Source organism: Propionicimonas paludicola (assembly GCF_002563675.1).
Classification (GTDB): domain Bacteria; phylum Actinomycetota; class Actinomycetes; order Propionibacteriales; family Propionibacteriaceae; genus Propionicimonas; species Propionicimonas paludicola.
This window is the reverse complement of the sequence record NZ_PDJC01000001.1, coordinates 2854385-2875043: the sequence shown is the minus strand read 5'-3', so window position 1 is coordinate 2875043 and position 20659 is coordinate 2854385. Positions and strand designations below refer to the sequence as shown.

17 protein-coding genes are annotated in these 20659 nt (G+C 68.7%); 14 read left to right on the top strand and 3 right to left on the bottom strand.

The window, feature by feature from the left end; all coding sequences use genetic code 11:
• The first annotated feature begins 13 nt into the window (after window positions 1-13).
• Both mptB and pheA read left to right on the top strand, forming a co-directional pair.
• On the top strand, window positions 14-1624 hold the full coding sequence (gene mptB / locus ATK74_RS13270) for a polyprenol phosphomannose-dependent alpha 1,6 mannosyltransferase MptB (protein WP_211283383.1): 1611 nt from the start codon (window positions 14-16) through the stop codon (window positions 1622-1624).
• A gap of 122 nt (window positions 1625-1746) precedes the next feature.
• Window positions 1747-2658, top strand: a complete 912-nt coding sequence (gene pheA, locus ATK74_RS13265; protein ID WP_098461485.1) for a prephenate dehydratase — start codon at window positions 1747-1749, stop codon at window positions 2656-2658.
• 65 nt (window positions 2659-2723) lie between these two features.
• On the opposite strand, the gene ATK74_RS13260 is transcribed toward pheA, so the two are convergent.
• Window positions 2724-3050, bottom strand: coding sequence for a DMT family transporter (locus ATK74_RS13260; RefSeq protein WP_245840938.1), 327 nt, complete (start codon window positions 3048-3050; stop codon window positions 2724-2726).
• Between the two features lie 76 nt (window positions 3051-3126).
• Between ATK74_RS13260 and ATK74_RS13255 the strand changes: the two genes are divergently transcribed.
• From ATK74_RS13255 to ATK74_RS13200, 12 genes are all read left to right on the top strand, one after another.
• Complete coding sequence (locus ATK74_RS13255) at window positions 3127-3678, top strand: TetR/AcrR family transcriptional regulator (RefSeq protein WP_098461484.1); 552 nt, start codon at window positions 3127-3129, stop codon at window positions 3676-3678.
• Between the two features lie 52 nt (window positions 3679-3730).
• A complete protein-coding gene (serS, locus tag ATK74_RS13250; protein WP_098461483.1) occupies window positions 3731-4999 on the top strand; it encodes a serine--tRNA ligase in 1269 nt (422 codons plus the stop codon).
• A 42-nt stretch (window positions 5000-5041) separates the two neighbouring features.
• On the top strand, window positions 5042-5389 hold the full coding sequence (locus ATK74_RS13245; RefSeq protein WP_098461482.1) for a PadR family transcriptional regulator: 348 nt from the start codon (window positions 5042-5044) through the stop codon (window positions 5387-5389).
• On the top strand, window positions 5382-6113 hold the full coding sequence (locus ATK74_RS13240) for a hypothetical protein (RefSeq protein WP_098461481.1): 732 nt from the start codon (window positions 5382-5384) through the stop codon (window positions 6111-6113). The genes ATK74_RS13245 and ATK74_RS13240 overlap by 8 nt, the downstream gene beginning before the upstream one ends.
• A gap of 152 nt (window positions 6114-6265) precedes the next feature.
• On the top strand, window positions 6266-7129 hold the full coding sequence (locus ATK74_RS13235; protein WP_098461480.1) for a tyrosine-protein phosphatase: 864 nt from the start codon (window positions 6266-6268) through the stop codon (window positions 7127-7129).
• A 44-nt stretch (window positions 7130-7173) separates the two neighbouring features.
• Window positions 7174-8004: an aldo/keto reductase gene (locus ATK74_RS13230; RefSeq protein WP_098461479.1), complete on the top strand. Its 831-nt coding sequence runs from the start codon at window positions 7174-7176 to the stop codon at window positions 8002-8004.
• Between the two features lie 143 nt (window positions 8005-8147).
• A complete protein-coding gene (locus ATK74_RS13225) occupies window positions 8148-8960 on the top strand; it encodes an HAD family hydrolase (RefSeq protein ID WP_211283382.1) in 813 nt (270 codons plus the stop codon).
• Between the two features lie 291 nt (window positions 8961-9251).
• Window positions 9252-10817, top strand: coding sequence for a hypothetical protein (locus ATK74_RS13220; protein WP_143483678.1), 1566 nt, complete (start codon window positions 9252-9254; stop codon window positions 10815-10817).
• Between the two features lies 1 nt (window position 10818).
• Window positions 10819-11811 (top strand): PstS family phosphate ABC transporter substrate-binding protein, encoded by a 993-nt coding sequence (locus tag ATK74_RS13215; protein WP_098461476.1) that lies wholly within the window; start codon window positions 10819-10821, stop codon window positions 11809-11811.
• Window positions 11812-12031: 220 nt separating this feature from the next.
• The gene (locus ATK74_RS13210; RefSeq protein WP_169923861.1) at window positions 12032-16849 is read left to right on the top strand and encodes a LamG-like jellyroll fold domain-containing protein; all 4818 of its coding nucleotides are present in this window, start codon (window positions 12032-12034) and stop codon (window positions 16847-16849) included.
• A gap of 26 nt (window positions 16850-16875) precedes the next feature.
• Window positions 16876-17583, top strand: coding sequence for a hypothetical protein (locus ATK74_RS13205; protein WP_098461474.1), 708 nt, complete (start codon window positions 16876-16878; stop codon window positions 17581-17583).
• Complete coding sequence (locus ATK74_RS13200; protein WP_098461473.1) at window positions 17580-18872, top strand: HupE/UreJ family protein; 1293 nt, start codon at window positions 17580-17582, stop codon at window positions 18870-18872. Before ATK74_RS13205 ends, ATK74_RS13200 begins: the two co-directional genes overlap by 4 nt.
• A gap of 10 nt (window positions 18873-18882) precedes the next feature.
• Here the strand turns inward: ATK74_RS13200 and ATK74_RS13195 are convergent, their stop codons facing one another.
• Both ATK74_RS13195 and ATK74_RS13190 read right to left on the bottom strand, forming a co-directional pair.
• Complete coding sequence (locus tag ATK74_RS13195; protein ID WP_098461472.1) at window positions 18883-19680, bottom strand: ABC transporter permease; 798 nt, start codon at window positions 19678-19680, stop codon at window positions 18883-18885.
• The gene (locus ATK74_RS13190; protein WP_098461471.1) at window positions 19677-20615 is read right to left on the bottom strand and encodes an ABC transporter ATP-binding protein; all 939 of its coding nucleotides are present in this window, start codon (window positions 20613-20615) and stop codon (window positions 19677-19679) included. The genes ATK74_RS13195 and ATK74_RS13190 overlap by 4 nt, the downstream gene beginning before the upstream one ends.
• Between the last annotated feature and the right edge of the window lie 44 nt (window positions 20616-20659).

The window sequence follows — 20659 nt, the reverse complement described above, 5'->3', positions numbered from 1 at the left end:
GCCTGCAGACCTGATGCGGATGGAGGTGCCGGTGGGCGAGCTGGTGGGTAGGGCCCCGGCCTTCCTTCCCGTACCCGCATTCCTTGACGGACCCTGGTCGCGCAACCATCGGGTCGGGCTCGGTTTGATCGTGGCCAGCTCGCTGCTGGCCATCGGGGTGGCTGCCTGCGGACCGTCCATGGTGGCGCTGCGGCTGGGCCCTCGAGACAACCTGATGCCGCCGTGGTACCTGCCGGCTGGCTGGGTCACGCTGAGCGAGTGGGTGGCCGTCCCGCTGCTGTGGCTCGGGCTGATTCTCGGCCTGGTCGGGCTGTGGGTGTGCTGGCGGGCGATTCACGCCGGTTGGCGTCCGCACAACCGCAAGCTGTTCGCCCTGGGCGCGGTCCTCAGCATCGGCACCAGTCTGGTGCCGCCGATGACCTCGGCGGACGTGCTCATGTACGCCGCCTATGGACGCCTCCAGGTGCTTGGCCTGGATCCATACTCGATCACTCCGGCCGAGATCTTCCGCCAGGAGTTCGACCCGCTGCTGGTCTGGACCGAACGTCCCTGGCAGGACACTCCGAGTGTGTACGGACCGATCGCGTCCGCCTCGCAGTGGCTGGCCGCCTGGCTCGGCAACGGCAATATGCACAACACCGTCTTCTGGCTGCAGATGTGGGCGCTGCTGCCGTTCCTGGTGATCGGCGCCATCGCGGTCAAGCTCGCCCATGACGACAAGGTCACCCAGACCCGCGCCGTGCTGTTCACCGTGCTCAACCCGCTGATGATCTGGTCGGTGCTGTCCGGAGCGCACAACGAGGCGCTCACCCTGGTCTTCGCCATCGTGGGGCTGTGGTTCATTCGGCGAAGCCCGTTCGTGGCCGGCATCGCGATCGGCCTGGCCGGCGCGGTGAAGGTGTCCCTGGTCTTCTACGGGCTGGCCATGATCTGGGGCTATCGCCGCGACTGGCGCAAGCTGCTCCAGCTGGCCATCGGGGCGGCCATCCCGCTGGGTCTGGCCTACGGAGTCTGGGTGCCGCGGGCGCTGACCGCGGCCAGCCGGAACACCGGCTACATCTCGTCCGGCTCCTGGGCGCCGCCGATCCAAGGCGCCCTGTCCTTCGTGATCGGGCACGACGCGTCCTGGGCCGTGACGGTGCTGATCGGCTGGCTGCTGATGGTGGCCATCGGCTGGATGCTCTCCCGGGTGCTGCCCTGGCGGCTGGTCCCCGGTAACCCGGACGACGACGAGCCGCGCCGCGACCCGCTGACCATCACCGTGCGGACGGCGACCATCCTGACCACGGCCTGGCTGGTCTCCTCGCCCTACACGCTGTCCTGGTACGACCTGATCGCCTGGGTGCCGCTCGGCCTGATGACGGCCAGCCGGCTCGACCTGTTGATGATGGGACGCGGCTTCTGGCTGGCCGCCGCCTACGTCACCGGCCGGGCCGTGGAGTTCAGCCCGGCGATGCGGGTGGTATCCAGCGTGGTCCGAGATTGGGCCTGCTCGGCCTTCCAGATCCTGGTGCTGGTGGCGATCGTCCAGTGGTGGTGGTCGTGGGGCCACCAACTGCCGCGCTGGCTGGGACGGATCCTGCCGGCCAAGTTGCGCACGCCGGTCGGCATCGAACCCGGCTAGGCGGGCGAGCCGCGTCGTTCGCCGGGGACGCTCCGGATCGGCGCGGGCGATCAAGGTTTCGGCAGTCTCGGCGGCGGGTTCTGCTGAGCCTGTGCCAGAACCCCGACCGTTAGGCTGAGCAGGTGCTCGGATACTTCGGACCGGCGGGGACCTTCACCCACCAGGCTTTGCTGACCTTCTCCACCGATCCTGCGATGCCGTTTGCCACCGTCGGGGAGGCGCTGGACGCGGTGCGCGAAGGCGTCGTCGAGGCCGCGCTGGTGCCGATCGAGAACTCGGTCGAAGGCGGAGTCACGGTCACCTTGGACACGCTGGCCTCCGGACGTCCGCTGACCATCGTGCGCGAGGTGTTGCTGCCGGTGCAGTTCAACCTGTGCGCCCGGCCGGGGACTCGGCTCGAGGACGTCCGCCGGGTGCTGACCCACCCGCACGCGGCCGCACAGTGCCGCGGCTGGATGCATGAGTTCTTGCCCGCGGCCCGGATCACCGGGGGTGGCTCGACGGCTGCGGCCGCCGAGGAGGTCTCCGATCCGTCCTCGAAGTACGACGCCGCCATCTGTGCGCAGGTGGCCGGTGACTTGTATGGGCTGGAGCCGGTGGCCACCGGCATCGCCGACAACGCCGACGCCGTGACTCGCTTCGTCCTGGCCTCGCGGCCGACCGAGCCGCCGGCCCGGTCCGGGGCCGACAAGACCACCCTGGTGGCCTACATGCGGGCCGACCGCTCCGGTGCGCTGCTGGAGATCCTTGAACAGTTCTCCAGCCGTGGGGTGAACCTGAGCCGGATCGAGTCGCGTCCGACCAAGACCGGGCTGGGCAACTACTGCTTCAGCATCGACGCCGAGGGCCATCTGCGTGATCCGCGGGTCGCCGAGGCCATGCTCGGCCTGCACCGGATCTGCGCGGACGTGGTGTTCCTGGGCTCCTATCCCCGGGCGGACGGGGTGCGTCCGGCCATCGCTGACGGTTTCACCGACGAGGAGTTCGCCGCGGCCCGGGCCTGGTACGCCTCGCTGATTCACCCTGAGGACTGACTCACCGAACAGGGGACTGTCCCCTTTCCTGTGGGGACGGGGGCTAGCCGGCCTGTCCGGGGCCGTTAGTGCGCGGTGTCGATGTTCACCGCCACGACGCCAAGGATGATCAAGGCGATACCGCCCACCTTCAGTGCGCCCATGGCCTCGCCGAGCCAGAAGTAGCCGACGATCGCGATGACGGCGGTGCCAACCCCCGACCAGATGGCGTAGGCGATAGAGACGTCCATCTTCTTCACGACGATGGTGAGCAGCCAGATGGCGAACAGGTAGCCCGCGGCGACGACGGCCGTCCAGACCGGGTTGGTGAAGCCCTCGGCCTTCGGAAGCAGAGCGGTAGCACCCACTTCGACAAGGATCGCAAGCGTGAGCAATGCGAGCGCCATGGGCATGAGGAACTCTCCTGGTCTGATGTAGCGGTCGCTACATACGTCCAGAACTGTAGCAGACGCTACACTCATTGGCGAGATGAGCACCCGACGCGAAGAGCTGACCGAGCGAGCAACCGACTGGGTGCTCGGGCATGGCCTGGTCGGGCTGAGCCTGCGGCCGCTCGCTGCGGCGATCGGCACCAGCGACCGGATGCTGATCTACCACTTCGGCAGCAAGGAACAGCTCATCGTCGACATCATCCGATGCTCGGCGATGCGCTCGGCCCAGGAGTTGCGGTTACTGCCCGCGTCCGCCTCACCGCACGAGGCCGTGCTGGATCAGTGGCGGCTGCGCACCACCGAACGCCAGGCGCAGTGCGAGCGCCTCTACGTCGAGGCCTCCACCCTTGGCCTGTTCGGCCAACAGCCCTACGCGGACGAAGTCGCGGCCATGAATCAGACCTGGCTGGACGCCGTCCGCCAGCACTTGGTGGGCTCAGGGGTAGCCGAGGAGCGCAGCCACGAGATCGCCGAGCTCGTCGAGGCCGCGTTCATGGGCTTCGAGCTCGACTTGCCGCTCAGTACGTCCGAGCCTGCCGGGCTGCCCGCGCTGGCCCGCGCTGTGGCGCTCCTCGCTCGCGCCGACTGACCGGCCAGCAGGGCGTCCGGCGGTCATGAGGACGGGCGATAGGATTTCGGTCGTGATCGACCCGAAGCTGCTGCGTACCGACCCTGACCTGCTCCGCCGCGCCCAGGCTGCGCGCGGGGAGTCTCCCGCCCTGGTGGACGCCCTGGTCGCCAGTGACGAAGCTCGCCGGGCCGCGATCGCGTCCTTCGAGAAGCTGCGCGCCGAGCAGAAGGACCTGGGCAAGGAGGTGGCCAAGGCCACCGGCGAGGCCAAGGCTGCACTGCTGGCCCGCACCAAGGAGCTCTCCGCTGAGGTGAAGCAGGCCCAGGCCGTGGCCGACGCCAACAACGCCACCTTCGACGAGCTGATCAAGCAACTGCCGAACCCGGTCTTCGACGATGTCCCGCGCGGTGGCGAGGACGACTTCGTCGTGGTCGAGACGATCGGCACTCCGCGTGACTTCGCCGCGGAGGGTTTCGTCCCGCGCGATCACCTGGAGCTGGGCGAGATGCTCGGCGCCATCGACATGGAGCGCGGCGCCAAGGTCTCCGGCTCGCGGTTCTACTTCCTGACCGGAGTCGGCGCTCAGCTGGAGTTCGCCCTGCTGAACCTGGCCATGAGCAAGGCCATGAGCTGGGGCTTCACTCCGGTGATCCCGCCGGCGCTGGTCAAGCCGTCGGCCATGGAGGGCACCGGCTTCCTGGGCCAGGCCGCCCAGGACGTCTACTACCTGCCCGCCGACGACCTGTACCTGGTCGGCACCTCGGAGGTGGCCCTGGCCGCGATGCACTCCGAGGAGATCCTGGACGCCGCCACCCTGCCGCGCCACTACGTCGGCTACAGCCCCTGCTATCGGCGTGAGGCCGGCTCGTACGGCAAGGACACCCGCGGCATCTTCCGGGTGCACTGGTTCGACAAGGCCGAGATGTTCATCTACTGCGATCCGGACCAGGCCGAGGCCGAGCACCAGAAGCTGCTCGGCTACGAGAAGGAGTTCATCGAGTCGCTGGAGATCCCGTTCCAGGTGCTCGAGGTGGCCGCCGGCGACCTCGGCCTGAGCGCGGCCCGCAAGTACGACTGCTACGGCTGGCTGCCGACTCAGGGCAAGTATCGCGAGATCACTTCCACCTCGAACTGCACCGAGTTCCAGGCCCGTCGGCTGAACATCCGGATGCGGGACGGCGAGGGCGTCCGCTCGGTGGCCACGCTGAACGGCACCCTGTGCGCCATGACTCGGACGATCATCATGCTGCTGGAGAACCACCAGCAGGCCGATGGCTCGATCTACATTCCGGCCGCCCTGCGTCCGTTCCTGGGTGGGCTGGAGTACCTGCGTCCCTGACACTAGGTTGCGCGCCTAACTAGATCGGCGTACCATCTAGTTATGGACAGTGAACCTTGGCCGGTGGAGTGGCTGCGCGGAGCTCTTGAGCTGTGCGTGCTTGCGGTCATCTCCAGAGGCAGCACCTATGGCTACGCCATTGCCCAAGACCTTCAGGCGGTCGGGCTTGGCACCGTGAAGGGCGGGACGCTCTACCCACTGCTCAGCCGGTTCGAGCAGGCCGGGCTGGTCGACATCGACTGGCGCCAGGGCGACAGCGGACCCGGCCGCAAGTACTACCAGCTCTCGGCCAAGGGCCGCGAGCACTTCGACGCACACGCCGCACGCTGGCTGGCCTTCACAGACCTCGCCGCCGGCGTCATCTCAGCACAGAGGAGTCACGATGAGTAAGACACACACCCCCAGTTGGGCACAGCTGGCCCCGCATGCCGAGCCGGCCTGGGTGGAACGGTTGGTCACCGAGCTGCGGCTGCAGGGTGCCTCCGGACGAGACATCGGATCGGTCTTGGCCGAAGTGGAAGCACACGCCGTGGACAGCGGAGACGCGGTCGCCGATGCCTTCGGGGATCCGGTCGAGTATGCCCGTGGGCTCGGGCTGGCCCAGGCGGAGGAACCGTCCGGCGCTCGGCTGCGCCGCGCGCTGCCGGGTATCGTCCAGTTGCTCGGCGTGATGGTGCTCGGCATCGCCAGCTCTCGAACCGGCGACTCGATGGTCTGGCGGTGGGGCTTCATCCTGGGGGTGATCGTGCTCCTCGCTCTGGTGGCCGCGCTCTCGGTCTGGCTGCTGCGAATGCTTCGGGACGGCTCGAGGGTGGTGGCCGGCATCCTGATCGCCGTGGCTGTCGCCGCGACTCCCGCGCTGATCATCCTTCTGCCGAACCCGGCGCTGGTCACGGAGAAGTGGGTCGGCTGGGTGGTCGGAGTGGGTGCGCTGGTGATCGGCACCATCCCGCAGGTGGTCAAGCCCGGGAATGACCTCGATCCGGTCGTCGCCCCGTGGAGCCCTCGCCGGTCCGGATCCCGCTGGCCGCGGATCGCCGCCGCGCTCGCCCTGCCTGTGATGGGGGTCGTCGTGGTGCTGATCGGGCTGACCCTGGGCGGACGCGTCGGCTGATCCGACTCGTCCCGGCCGCCCCCCGCGGACGCCACCGAAGAGCCACAAGCGCCACCGGAGTCTCGATGGCCGGGTGATCTTCGGTGGCGTCTGTGCTGCGGCGGACGCTCGCTCGCCACGGCCGGGCCGGGCGTCGGGGTGATAATGCCAACATGAAGCCGCTACTGAAGCCCCTGGTCGGAGCGCTGGCCCTCACTCTCGGTCTGGGCCTGGTCGCGCCGAGCCCGGCGCAGGCCGCGTCCACCACGGTCGGCGGCCACACCATCACCGGCAGCACCTACACCGCCTGGAAGGCGGCCGGTGGCACCGCGAAGTTCGGCAAGCCGACCGCGGCCCGGACCTCGGTGACCATCAGTGGACGCACCGGCCACCTGCAGCGCTTCACCAAGGGCCAGGTGTTCACCTCGTCCCTGGGTAACCAGACCTTCACCTACCCGTCCAGCATCAGCCTGTCCGGGGTCACCAACGAGCGCGATGCGCTGGCCCGCTACGGCTTCAAGAAGGGCGCCCTGCTGCGTACCGCCCGACTGGTCGACGCCACCAAACGCGACAAACTGAAGCTGGCCCTCGAACTGCGCGGCGGGTTGATCATCGATCTGCGCACGACCAGCGTCCGCGCCAAGTACCCCGACCCGAAGCTGCCCAAGGTGACCCACCTGAGCATCGGGATCAACTCCGATGCCGTCTACCCCCGCTATGTCACCGACTCCGCGCGGCGGACGGCCTTCGCCAAGGCGCTGCGCGCGGCCGCCAAGACCAAGGGGACGGTGCTGGTGCACTGCACGGCCGGCAAGGACCGCACCGGCTGGATGGTGGCCATGGTGATGTACGCCATCGGCGCCAGCGACTCCCAGGTGATGAGCGAGTACCTGCGCACCTCGGGAACGACGGCGTCCACGCTGCAGGGAGGGCTCGACGCCGCCAAGAAGAAGTACGGCAGCATCTCTGCCTACCTGCGCAGCGGCCTCGGGCTGAGCAGTGCCGACCTGGCTGCGCTGAAGGCGAAGTTCCGCTGATCCCCCCTTGGCAGGGGGCCCGGCTGCCGAGCTAGGGTCTGCTCATGATCCCTAGCCATACGCTGAACGACGGCCACCTCCTGCCCGCGATCGGGCTCGGCACCTATCCGCTGGTCGGACGTCCCGGGGTGGACGCCATCGTCAGCGGGCTGCACGCCGGGTACCGGCTGATCGACTCGGCCGTGAACTACGAGAACGAGGGCGCAGTCGGCGAGGCCGTCCGGCGCTCCGGGATCCCGCGCGAAGAGATCACCATCACCTCGAAGCTGCCCGGCCGGCACCACACCTATGCCAAGGCCATCAACGCCGCGCACGAGTCGGCGTACCGGCTCGGCGTGGAGCAGATCGATCTGTACCTGATCCACTGGCCCAACCCGATCACCGACCGCTACGTCGAGGCCTGGCAGGCGCTGGTCGACCTGCAGCGCGACGGCCTGCTCCGCTCGATCGGAGTCAGCAACTTCCTGCCCGAGCACCTGCAGCGGATCATCGCCGAGACCGGAGTGGTGCCGGCGGTCAACCAGGTCGAGCTGCACCCGCGGTTCGCTCAGGCCGAGCAGCGCCAGGCGGACGCCGACCTCGGCATCATCACCGAGTCGTGGAGCCCGCTGGGTCGCGGCGACGTCCTGGCCAGCCCGGAGATCACCGACATCGCCGCCGCAGTCGGCCGGACGCCGGCCCAGGTCGTCCTGCGCTGGCAGGTGCAGTTGGGTGCGGTGCCGCTGCCCAAGGCGGCCGGCGCCCAGCGGCAGGCGGAGAACCTGGCCGTGTTCGACTTCGAACTGGATGACTCCCAGGTGGCTGCCATCAGCGGCTTGAGCCGCCCGGACGGACGGCTCTTCGACGCCGATCCCACCTACCACGAGGAGATGTAGCCTCGCCGCTGCGATGCCGGCGGCCGGCCGAGCCAGACCGCTCGCGGAGGCAAGATTCATCTGTGGTTCACGGGGGCGTCACAGCCACCAGGTACTCTCGAATCAAGATGAAGAAGAGTGAACTGGCGGCTTGGAGGCCGCGAGTGGTAGCACTCGATATCGACGGGACGCTCGTCGATCACGAGGGAGTGCTACCCGAAAATGTGCGCCGATCGGTTCGGCGAATCACGGCGGCCGGGGTTCCGGTCGTCCTCACCACGGGGCGTAGTTGGCATGCCACGCGCCCGGTGTTCGAACAGCTTGAGCTCCCGACGGGGCCGGCGATCGCGTCGAATGGCGCTGTGATCGTCCAGTTCCCGCCGCTGGAGTTGCTGACAGTACGCACCTTCGATCCGGCTGACGTGATCGAGAAGGTGCTTCGTGAACATCCACGTGCAGCAATCGCGGCCGAGGTGATCGGCGTTGGCTACCGGGTCACCCGACAGTTCCCCGAAGGGGATCTGTCCGGGGAGATCGTCGAAGTCAGCACCGATGAACTGGCCGGGTCGGACGTGACTCGCATCATCGTCCGCGATCCGGAGTCTTCCGATGCCGAGTTCATCGACTTGGCCGGACGGCTCGGGCTGCACGGGGTCAGCTATTCGGTCGGCTGGAGTGCCTGGCTCGACATCGCACCAGCGGGGGTCAATAAGGCCTCGGCGCTGGCCGAAGTCGTCGCCGAGATGGGCTTCACCGCCGCCGATGTGCTGGCCATCGGCGATGGCCGCAATGACATCGAGATGCTCACCTGGGCCGGACGTGGGGTCGCCGTCGGCGACGCGTGCGCGGACGTCCAGGAAGCCGCAGATGGTGTCACCGGCTGCTTCGCCGACGGCGGTACTGCCGCCGAACTGGATCGTTGGTTCGCTCCTCGATTGCGTGGACGAGCCTGGGAACCGGCAGCTCTCGCGTCCTGAGAGCAGCCGAACGCCTGGTCGGCTCCGATAAAGCCGGTCCGACGAGGCGTCTTAGCACAGCGGACGGTCGCGAGACCGTCCGCTTCTGCGTTCCGCAGGAAAAGCGCCGCCCCACAGAAATGGGGACTGTCCCCTTTCTGTGGGGCTGGTCTGTTTCGGTGCCTTCCCCCAAGACTCGCGCTGACAAGGGTGGAAGCCTCCGAACCATCTCCGGGGTCGCGGTGGCTGAGAATGAGGTGAATCAACCCCAAGAACTCAGCGGGGTGTGGGCGACGGGCGGATGATGGCCGCATGCGGAGGCGGTTGCGGACGGTGCTGGGCATCGGGCTGGTTGGGGTGCTGCTGGCCGGTTGTGTAGCCGGGCCGGATCGCGGTTTGGGGCCGACCCCACAGCCGGGAACCGAGCAGCCCGGAGCCACCCCGCTGAGCTCGGCCACGTCCAGCCCGACCACCACTGCGTCCAGCTCGTCCGGCTCGGCCACTGTCGGCCCCTACGACTTCCGGCCGCTGCCTGAGTACACCGGCCCGCAGCCACTGCCGGCCAGCGACGGCAAGCCGATGCTGTGGCCCCTGGAGACCGACGTATCGGTGACCGACTACTCCGGCTACCGGGAGTCCTACCCCCGCTACGGCTTCCTCGATGTCACCGGCAAGCTGGTCATCCCGCAGCGCTACGAGTCCTACCAGTACTGCTCCGACGACTCCGGACGTCCGGTCCTGCTGATCGCCAACCGTGGCGGCGATGCCCGCGGCGAGGTTTTCGACCTGAGCGGCAAGCGGCTGGCGAAGCTGCCCACCGAACGTGGCGACTGCGCGGGGCCGAGCTACGTGATCACCACCAATGACGGCCTGGACGAAGCCTCGACCCAGGCGGACGTCCAGAACGGCCTGCTCGAGCTGGCCACCGGAAAGTGGCTGATCCGGCCGATCAAGGGTCGGCAGCTGACCAGCCTGCGTCCGGGCCTGATCAACGTCACCGAGCCCAAGGGCGAGTACTTCCTCAACCTGAACAGCGGACGGAAGGTCCGACACCCCGGCTGGGTCACGTGGGGGAGCTCGCTGGCTGCCGGGGAGTCCCGATTGCCGGCACGCACGAAGCGTGACGGCGGCAAAGTGGGACTCCTCGACCTCGACGGACACTGGATGGTCGCACCGACGTCCGAGGACGTGCGCGACGACGGTGGAGGCGTGACCGTCCTCCAGCGCGGCGATGAGGACTACGTTCTGATCGACAAGAGCGGACGGCAGCTGCCCGGGACGTGGAGTCAGGTCGACGAGGTCCTCGGCTCGGAGTTCGGCTTTGATTACGGCCCGGTGCTCGGCTACCTCGTGACCGGCGGGACTGGGCAAGCACTGTTCACCGCGGACGGCCGTGAGGTGATCGCGCCAGGACTCGGCGGGATCACCTGCGAATCGGACGCGGGCGGAGCCTGCACCTTCTCCCCGGATGTCGGCGACGATCAACTGGTGAATCTTCCTGAAGGGACCGCTTCGCCGCTGCCGAGTGGCTTCTCGCGGGCGATCAGCGCCGGCTTCCTCGGTTCGGCCCGGCCCAACGACGAGGACTCCGATGACCGGATCCTTGCCCTTACCACCGGGATCACGATCGAGACGATTCCGGGGTCGGTCTGCGCGGGGGCTGGCCCAGCCTTCGTCCACTGCGGGTCCGAGACCGGTCCCGGGGTGGTCATCGACGCCCACGGCCCGACGGCTTTGGCCTCAGTGAGCCCGTTGATCGACCCGGCCGCCGGCGAGACCCGCTACTACCAGGCCACCACGGCGAAGTTCGCCGGCATCGTGGACGCGTCCGGTGCCTGGCTCTATCGGCAAAGCAGCTATCTCAGATTGGAAGACTGACATGCGCACCCGCTCCTTCGCCGCGGCACTGGTTGCCGCCCTGCTCGCAGCGAGCCTGGCTGCCTGCACCCCCGGTTCGGGCGCGGCCTCGTCCGCCGCAACGCCACCGGCTAGTCCGGCCACCGCAGCGGTGAGCTCGCCCGGCGATGATCCGGAGCAGACCGGATCTGCGCCGCCGGCCACTCCGGCGCCCGGCTACCCGTTCGCGCTGGCCGGGCTACCGCGGATCGACGGCTCGACGGCGAACATTCCGCTGATCTCACTGGTGACGCAGCGGCTCACCGGGGTGCCGGCCACGATCGCCGACAACGCAGTGAAGACCACCGGGACTCCGCAGGCCTATCAGAACCTGGTCAACCAGTCGACGGATCTGCTGCTGGTCTACGAGGCTGACACCGAGACCAAGAGGCTGATCGCCGAGTCCGGCACCAAGCTGGAGTACCACCCGATCGGGCGGGACGCCCTGGTCTTCTTCACCAACTCGTCCAACCCGGTGAAGTCTCTGACCACGGCCCAGTACAAGGACATCTACACCGGCAAGCTCACCAACTGGAAGCAGGTCGGCGGCAAGAAGGCGCCGATCATCGGCTACCAGCGTCCGGAGGCGTCCGGCTCGCAGGCGCTGTTCCGCAAGTACGTGGTCGGCGACGCCAAGCTGGCCAAGGCCCCGGCCGATCGGATCTCCGGCGAGATGGGCGAGATCATCGACGGAGTGGCCAGCTACGCCAACTCCGGCAATGCACTGGGCTACAGCGTCTACTACTACCTGGCCAACATGTACGCCGTCGACGGCATCAAGATGCTCGGCGTGGGTGGCGTCCAGCCGACCAAGGAGACCCTCGCCGATGGCAGCTACCCCTACACCAACGACTTCTTCGCGGTGATCCGGGCCAACGAGCCGGCCGACAGCCCGGCCCGCAAGGTGTTGGCCTGGCTGCTCAGCGCCGATGGCAGCAAGGCGGTTGCCGACGCCGGCTACGTCCCGGCCAAGTGAGCCGCCGGTTCCGCGGGACCGTCCAAAAGGCCTAGTCCGGAAGGGCTAAGGCCAACTTCTGGCCGTGCTCTCGTAACCCGGGGGACACCTGTCCGGCCGGTCTCGTACACCCGGCCTTGATTGCCTCAGCAGTGGCGGGGACTTTGCTCCTCGCCTCCCGAAGGCGTCGTCCGGCGAACACCCGGACGCGATGTCGCCCTGCCCTGAGGAGAGATCGCCCATGTCACCTGTGCCTGCTGGCGCCCGGCCCGCCCCGCGTCGGCGCCGCCTGGTCGCGCTCGCGCTGAGCTTCGCCACTGCCCTGACCGTCGGGTCGGCGCTGACCGTCCCGACGCTGGCCCACGCAGAGGTCACCGTGCCGGCCGCGGACGTGCTGAACGTCGACTTCCGCAACGGCTCGCCGGCTGACCGTGCGGCCAACCGCACGGTGATCACCTACGGCACCCCGAAGGTGACGGTCAGTGACGCGGTGAACAAGGTGGTGGCCGGCTTCGACGGCAGCAGCAGCGCCTACGTCTACGACATGGCCAATGTCTGGAACCCGCTGAACAGCCCGAACCTGACCACCGGAGCCACCATCGAGTGCTGGTTCGCCCCGGTCGGCTCGATGCCGTCCGGTGAGCACGAATCGTGCTCGGGCATCCAGACCGGTGGCTATGCCATCCAGGTCAACGGGTCGAAGGTGAAGGCGTCGTTCTACATCGGCGGTGCCTACCGGACCCTGACCTACGCCAAGGATCTGACCCTCAAGACCTGGTACCACGTGGTGGCGACCTACGACGGTGCCGCCATGGTCCTCTACATCAACGGCGCCGAGGTGGGCCGCCTGGCCATCACCGGCCTGGTCGGCGCCCCGGGCGGACGCTACTTCGTCCTCGGTGGTGACACCAACGGCTCCGGTCTGCCGGAGAAGTTCGCCCAGTCGCAGATCGCGCTGTCCCGGATCTGGAGCTCGGCGCTGACCGCCGACCAGGTGGCCGCGGTCTACGCCGCCGACACCGCCGCTCCGGCCACCGTGCCGGCCGCGGACGTCCTGGATGTCGATCTGGCCGGCGGCTCGTTCACCGACAGGGCGTCCGGCGCGACTCCGGACCCGTACGCCGATCCGCAGATCTCCACCGACGTGGCCCTGGGCCGCAAGGCCGCGACCTTCGACGGCGTCGGCCAGGCCGTGGTCTACCCGATCCCGAACGCGTGGGACGCCACCAAGTCCCCCAACGTCTTGAACACCTTCAGCATCGAGTGCGACTTCCGGTTCAACGGCCCGGTGCCGACCCCATCCGAGCTGGACGTGTGCTCGGGCAAGAACACCGGCGGCATCTCGGTCTACGCCACCGGCAACAAGATCGGCACCATGGCCTACATCGACGGCGGCTACCGCAGCGTGGTCAGTCCGGTGCTGACCACCGGCGTCTGGCACACCGTGGTGGCCACCTATGACGGCTCGGTCTACAAGCTCTACATCGACGGCGCTCTGGCCGAGGCCGCGGCGGTCACCGGCACCCTGGGTGCCCCCGACGGCGACGCCAAGTACTTCGTGATCGGCGGCGACACCAAGGTCGGCGGCTACCCCGAGTTCCTGGCTCCGTCCACCGTCGCCGGCGCCCGGGTCTGGAGCACCGCGCTCACCGCGGCCCAGGTCGAGGCGCTGAACTACCAGGTCAGCGGCGCCCGCCAGGTGGACGTCTCGCTGAAGGCGACCGTGCCGGCCAAGGGCGCAACGATCACCGAGCCGGTCACCTTCAACGCCACGATCACCAACCAGGGCTCGGCCACCGGCTGGAGCTACGCCCTGGACGGCGTCCCGATCACCGTCGGTCAGGAGATCGGCGCCGGGCTGGCTGCAGGCAGCCACAACCTGACGGTCACCGCCACCGACAACTTCGGCCACCCGATCTCGTGGACGGTGCCGTTCAGCTCGGCGGCGATCCCGCTGGCCTCGGGAACCGACACCACCCAGGCCAAGGGCTCGGTGACTCTGTCCGCGCTGGCCGCCAGCGCCACCAAGGGTCAGCTGAGCACCACCTTCCGGCAGGCGATCCCGAACCTGCCGACCGGTGGCTTCACCGGTTCGATCGCCACCGTTCCGGCCACCTTGGACTTCAGCTACAGCGACGGCACCAACTTCACCGGTGACCAGCTGTCCGCCGGTCAGCCGGTGGCCAGCCCGTCCAGCCACAACCTGATGCCGTTCCAGCGCTTCGATGTGGAGGTCGGCACCGCCGACGCCGACCGGATGATCCGGTGGAGCGGTGTGGTCGATCCGCAGCGGGCGGTCACCCTGTACGTGTGGAACGCCGCCTCGGCCAAGTGGCTGAAGCTGGACGGCGCGTCCGGCCTGGCCGACGGCGAGGTGGTGCTGTCCGGCACCGCGCCGTCCGATGCCGTCGATGCCGGCAAGGTGCACGTCCTGGTGGTCGGCAATGACCCGTTCGCCGACAACCTGTCCGCGCACGACTCCTCGGCCGGTACCCCCGACGAGAAGAACCACTTCGAGAAGCCGGAGAGCTACGACTTCTCCTTCGTCCACTGGACCGATCCGCAGTTCATCGCCGAAGGCGCCACCGGCGGCTCCGGCAAGTGGCCGGCCAGCCCGACCTACACCTCCTCGTCCGGCGTGCAGACCGCCGACGAGCAGGCGGTGTGGGCGCTGGCCTACTCGCAGGCCCTGCAGTGGACCGCTGACAACGCCAAGGACAAGAAGATCGTGTACGCCGCCAACACCGGCGACATCATCAACAACGACCTGGTGAACCCGGACGCCACCAACCCCGACGGCAGCCCGATGTACCCCGGCCTGAACGCGCACGTGGATGAGGAGAACGCCTTCGCCTCGAAGGAGTTCAAGCGCCTGGAAGGCTCCGGAGTGGTCAACCAGACCATCGCCGGCAACCACGACAACCAGGTCGGCGTCGAGACCGGCCCGACCTCGCGGTTCAGTAAGGCGTTCAGTGCGGCCAACTACTACGCGCAGGCGCAGGGCTGGCCGGCCGGAGCGTCCTACCACGCGTGGGACGAGACCGCCGATGCCGATGGCAAGACCACCAGCCAGGGCGGCGACAACCAGAACAACTACGTGCTGTTCTCGGCCGGCGGCCTCGACTTCGTCGCGGTCGGCCTGTCCTATGGCGTCACCAAGGCCGAAGCCGACTGGGCCAACCAGGTCTTCGCCCGCTACCGCGACCGCAACGGGATCCTGATCACCCACTCCTACCTGGCGGCAGCCACCGCGTCCCACCCGGACGGCCGTGACGTGGCCACCACCGGCGACGGCTCCCGGCTCTACCAGCAGGTGGCCGCGGCCAACCCGAACGTCTTCCTGGTCCTGGCCGGCCACATCCATGGGGTGGGGACGAACCTGAAGACCTACCAGACCAACACCACCCAGATCACCCACCACACCGTGGAAATGCTGGCTGACTACCAGAACTACACGCTGCCGGCGAGCAAGATCTTCACCAAGCAGACCTGCCCGACCTGTGTGATCGCTCCGGACGGCTCGGTCGACACCAACGGCGACGGCACCGTCGACCACAAGGCCACCGACCAGCTCTACTTCGGGGCGGCCTACCAGCGAGTGCTGCAGTTCAACGTCAAGGACTCGACGATGTCGGTGGACACCTACTCGCCGTTCTTCGACGCCTTCGGCAACACCGCCAACGATCCGGCCGCCCGCTACAACGGGTCCGAGGACAACTTCACGGTCCCGGTCGATCTGACCAGCCGGAAGACCTCGTTCGCCACTTCGGCGCTGAGCGTGTTCAGCCCGACCGATCAGGTGATCGGCACGGCCACCGCCAAGTCGGGCTTCCCGGCCTCGGTGACCTGGACCGGGTTGGAGGCCGGCAAGACCTACGCCTGGACCGCGACCACCACCAATGCCGACGGCAATGTGGTGGGCAGCGTGAACCAGTTCGGTGGGGTCTTCGAGGCCACCGCGAAGGGCACCGACGTCACCGCGCCGAAGATCAGCTTCCCGACCGACACCATCGTCGATCAGGATGCTGGCTTCGACGCCCTGGCCCAGGTGACCGCCACCGACAACGCCGACGGCGATGTCTCCGGCAGCCTGCAGGTGGTCGGCTCGGTCGACACCAGCAAGCCGGGCAGCTACGCCCTGGTCTACTCCGCAGTGGATGCCAACCAGAACCAGGCTCAGGCCGTCCGGCAGGTGACGGTGAAGGCCACTCCGGTCCCGGATCGCACGGCCACCAAGCTCAGCGCCAGCAACGTGAGCGTGGTCTTCGGCACCTCCCCGGTGCTGTCGGCAACGATCAGCCCGGCATCGGCCAGCGGCACCGTCCAGTTCGCCAGCGGTGAGGACGAGCTGTGCCGGGGCACCATCGGCAACGGCTCGGTCTCGTGCACAGTGAACTCGCTGCCTCCGGTCGGCACCTACCCGGTGACCGTGGACTACGCCGGTGACGCCACCCACGACCCGTCGCACACGGCGATCGCTGTGAAGGTCACCGAGCCGAGCGTGGCCAAGGCCGACACCGTGGTCAGCGCACTCCCGCTGACCGTCAACGGCAATGCCACGGCCACCCTGAAGCTGAAGGTGACCGGCGGGGCCAGCCTGCCCACCGGCACGGTGGACGTCCGCGAAGGCAAGACGCTGCTCGGTCGTCCGGGGCTGATCGACGGCACCGGGACGCTCACCTTCACCGGTGGCCGGTTCTCGGTCGGCACCCACACGCTCACCCTGGAGTACACCGGTGATGCACTGCACAACGGCTCCCGGGCCACCGTGCAGGTGACGGTGGTCAAGGCTCCGGTGAAGACCTCCACCAAGGTGAGCACCGCGCTGACCGATAAGAAGCTGCGGGTGACCGTCACGGTGAGCCCCAGCAATGCGGTCGGCAAGGTGATCATCCAGGTCGGTTCGAAGAGCTACACGATCACCGTGAAGAAGGGCGTGGCGGTCAAGACCGTCGATCGGCCGAAGACCAAGAAGGTCACCATCAAGGCCACCTTCGTGCCGTCCGACAAGGCCAAGTACACCGGCTCGACGACCACCAAGCCGCTGGCGGTGCGGTGACGGGTCGACCCGAGCGGTTGGCGGGGGTGGGTGATCACCTCCGCCAACCGGCGTTGTGGCGGTGGCTGCTGCTGCCGCTGGCCGCAGTGCTGGCCCTGGCCGGGCCGGCCGGGGCGGCTCAGGCCCATCCGATGGGGCCGCCGCAGCAGGCGAGCCTCAGCCTGGCCGCGCCCGATCAGGTTCGGGTGACCTGGAAGGTCGGCGCCCCCGACGACCTGAGCTGGCTGGCCTACGATCTGGGTCTGCTGCCGGCCGACCGGATCATGCTGGACGGAGCGATCACGCCGCAGGCCGACGACGTCCGGCTGCTGCAGGACTCCCCAGCCTTGGCGAAGTACCTGACCTCCCGAGTCCGGGTGGTCAGCGGTGGCCAAGAGTGCCAGCCGGGCCGTCCCGAGCTCGGCGACTTGGGCACAGCCGGAGCCAGCGTGGTGTTCACCTGCGCGGCCCCGGTGCACCAGGCCAGCATCGAGCTGGGCCTGCTCACCGATCTGGAGGCGTCCTACGCCACGGTCGCGACCGGGGCGGACGGCACTCAGGCGGTCTACAACGGCCACGTCACCAGCCACGATTGGACCTTCGACCCGGCGACCGCGCCGCGCCCGGAACCGGCGATGGCCGGGTTGACCGGCAACTGGCTTCCGGCGGTCGGCCTCGGTGCGGCGTTGGTGCTCGGCATCGGCGGGCTCACCTGGTGGCTGGCCGGCCGCAAGCGAAAGCAGGCGGTCTCGTGAAGCGAGTGGTTCGGGTGCTGCTGGCAGCACTGGTCCTGGCGGTGGTGGCTCCGGCCGGTACCGCCTGGGCGCATCCGATCGGAGCCAGTGCGGTCTACCTGACCGTCCGCGCCGACCGGGTGGACGTGGAGCTGGCCATCCCGCTGGACAAGCTCAACCAGGCCGCCGGCCAGCACCTGGACGGCACTGCCGAGGCCGTGGCCGCGGCTCGTCCGGCGCTCACGGCCTGGGTGCTCGGCGGGGTGCGGCTCACCGATGCCGCGGCGCTGCCCTACCAACTCGCGGTGACGTCACTGGAGCCGCAGGAGGTGAACGGCACCCGGGCTCTGGACGTCCGGCTGAGCGCGACGCCGCCCTCGGGCCACTTGGACGGCGATCTGCAGCTGGACTACTCGCTGGTGCTCAACGAACTGCCCGGCCACAAGGCCTTCGTCTTCCTGGTCTCGGATCTGGAGGCCGGCCAGGTCGGTGAGGGCGGTCCGGCTCCGCTGGGCAGTCTGGACGCGGCCAACCCCCACTTGAGCATCGAGCGTGGCACGGCGTCGGCCTGGACCGGCTTCGCGGCCATGGTCGGCCTGGGTGCAAAACACATCGCCGACGGCACCGATCACCTGCTGTTCCTGATCACCTTGCTGCTGGCCGCGCCATTGGTGGCCGTCGGTGGCCGGTGGGCAGGGCGGCGTCCGGTGCGCTCGGCGCTGGGCCGGACGCTCGGCATCGTCACGGCCTTCACCACCGGCCACACCACCTCGTTGGCGCTGGTCTCGTTCGGGCTGATCCAGTTCCCGAGCACGCCGGTGGAGGTGGCGGTGGCCGGGTCGATCCTGGTGGCCGCCATCCACGCGCTGCGGCCGCTGACCGGGCGCGGCGAGATCGTGGTGGGCGGGGTCTTCGGCCTGGTGCACGGGACGGCCTTCGCCACGGCCATCCTCGACCTGGGCCTGGACACCCGGGCCACCGTGATCGCCGTGCTGGGTTTCAATGTCGGGGTCGAGCTGGCCCAGCTGGTGGTGGTGGCCCTGGTGCTGCCGGTGCTGCTGCTGTTGGCCACCCGCAGTGGCTACCGCTGGCTGCGGATCGGGCTGGCCAGCTTCTCGGCGCTGGCCTCGGTCTGCTGGGCGGTAGCGGTGCTCACCGACACGTCCACCATCCTGCAGCCGCTATTCGACCTGATCACCGCCCACCCGCTGGTCAGCTACCTGAGCTTCGTGGCCGCCGCGGTCGCTGGCTGGCTGGCCACCCGTCCGCGTCCATTGGTCACGGATCCCTCGGACGGGCTGGCCACCTAGCCGACAGCGATCAGCTCCGGCGCCGCAGCGCCACCCCAGCACCCAGCACGGCCAGCACGCACCATCCGGTGAGGACCAGCCAGGCCCGGGCATCGGTCTGGAACGCCTGCGGAGCCAGCGCGGCCCGCATCACCTGAGCCATCGGCTCCAGCGGCAGCCACTGATGGACGGTCTGGGCCCACTCCGGCAGTCGCTCGGCCGGGTAGCTGATCGGGGTGAACAGCATCACCGTGAAGATCAGCACCTGGGAGATCAGGTGGGCCAGCATCGGCTGGAGCAGGGTCCCGATCGCGTAGCCCAGCGACGCCGAGGTGAGCGAGATCAACAGCGCGGCCGGCACCAACCACCAGGTCACGGTCAGACTGACGTGGAAGGCCACGGCACCGGCGATCACGCCGATCACGGTCCCGGGTAGGGCGATCAGGGTCCACATGGCCAGGTCGGCCAGCAGGAAGATCTCCCGGGGCAGGGGCAGAGTCCGCAGCCAGTCGAGGCTGCCTTCGGTCCGCGCCTGCACGGTGGACTGCGGCGTCATCACCAGACCGACGGTGATCAAAGTGATGGTCGGCGCGCCGGTGGCCAAGTACAGCCCGATCGACTCGCTGACCTCGCCGGCCAGCAGGCCGTAGCCGATCACGGTGGCCACTGCCAGCATGGTCTGGACGACGATCAGCAGCGGGAGGTACTGGCCGCTGCGGCGCAGCTGCCACTGCAGCATCAGTCCGAACTGCCGCACGGAACGCGGCAGCCGTGGTTGCCGAGCCTCGACCCGGGTCGGGCTGATCGGGTCGGCGATCATCGTGCTCATGCTGCGCTCCGTTCGGGTGAGACCAGTTCGATGTAGACGTCCTCGAGGGAACGCGGGCTGATCGCAAAGCTGTCGATCCGGCCGAGTTGCCGCTCCTGGCTTGCCCAAGCGATCGCTTCGGCGGCCCGGGCGGACGCCACCCGGAGCTGCCAGTGGGTGGGGCCGTGTGAGGTGCTGTCCAGCGCGAGCGGGCAGTGCGGGGTGATCTGCGGAGGCGTCTCGAGTTCCAGGTTGAGGGTGTCGCCCAGGCTGCTGGTCAGTTGGGCGGTGGTCCCCGATGCCAGGACGCGGCCGTTGTCGAGGATCACCAGGTGATCGACGGCGTGCTCGGCTTCGCGGACGTTGTGGGTGACCAGCAGGACGGCGGCGCCGTCATCGGCCAGGCGCCGCAGCTGCTCCCACAGCAGCCGCCGGCGGACCGGGTCGACGTCGTTGGTCGGCTCGTCCAGCACCACCAGGCGGCCCGGGGTGACTGCGGCCATGGCGAACGCGGTCAGCCGGGCGATGCCGCCGGAGACCTTCTCGGCCGGGGTGTTCGCCCACGGGCCCAGATCGAGGGCGTCGATCAGTTCGCGGGAGCGGCGGCGGACCTCGGTCGGGTTGCCGCCGCGGATCCGTCCGACCAACTCGATGGCGATCAGTGGGGTCAGGCCGGTGATCGGGACATTGGCTTGGGCCTGGACGCTGGCCAGCCTACGAGCCACGTCCGGGTGGGCGATGGCGTCCACGCTGGCCAGGGTGATCCGGCCGCGGTCCGGACGCAGCAGTCCGACTACCTGGTTGACCAGGGTGGACTTGCCCGCTCCGTTGTGGCCGAGGAGGCCGAGTACGGCTCCGGCTTCGACGCTGAGATCGATGCCGGCATTGGCGTCCACAGCCTTCGGTGCCTTCCCGAACCGCTTGTGCAGCCCCTCGATCCTCAAGATCTCCTCCACGACATTCCTCTCGGTAGATTCCGTACGGCATGGAACATACCACA

Coding starts and splice junctions, on each gene's coding strand:
- mptB (WP_211283383.1), top strand. CDS start 14: ATGCGGATGGAGGTGCCGGTGGGCGAGCTGGTGGGTAGGGCCCCGGCC.
- ATK74_RS13260 (WP_245840938.1), bottom strand. CDS start 3,050: ATGCCCATGGCGCTCGCATTGCTCACGCTTGCGATCCTTGTCGAAGTG.
- ATK74_RS13255 (WP_098461484.1), top strand. CDS start 3,127: ATGAGCACCCGACGCGAAGAGCTGACCGAGCGAGCAACCGACTGGGTG.
- ATK74_RS13245 (WP_098461482.1), top strand. CDS start 5,042: ATGGACAGTGAACCTTGGCCGGTGGAGTGGCTGCGCGGAGCTCTTGAG.
- ATK74_RS13240 (WP_098461481.1), top strand. CDS start 5,382: ATGAGTAAGACACACACCCCCAGTTGGGCACAGCTGGCCCCGCATGCC.
- ATK74_RS13235 (WP_098461480.1), top strand. CDS start 6,266: ATGAAGCCGCTACTGAAGCCCCTGGTCGGAGCGCTGGCCCTCACTCTC.
- ATK74_RS13230 (WP_098461479.1), top strand. CDS start 7,174: ATGATCCCTAGCCATACGCTGAACGACGGCCACCTCCTGCCCGCGATC.
- ATK74_RS13220 (WP_143483678.1), top strand. CDS start 9,252: ATGCGGAGGCGGTTGCGGACGGTGCTGGGCATCGGGCTGGTTGGGGTG.
- ATK74_RS13215 (WP_098461476.1), top strand. CDS start 10,819: ATGCGCACCCGCTCCTTCGCCGCGGCACTGGTTGCCGCCCTGCTCGCA.
- ATK74_RS13210 (WP_169923861.1), top strand. CDS start 12,032: ATGTCACCTGTGCCTGCTGGCGCCCGGCCCGCCCCGCGTCGGCGCCGC.
- ATK74_RS13195 (WP_098461472.1), bottom strand. CDS start 19,680: ATGAGCACGATGATCGCCGACCCGATCAGCCCGACCCGGGTCGAGGCT.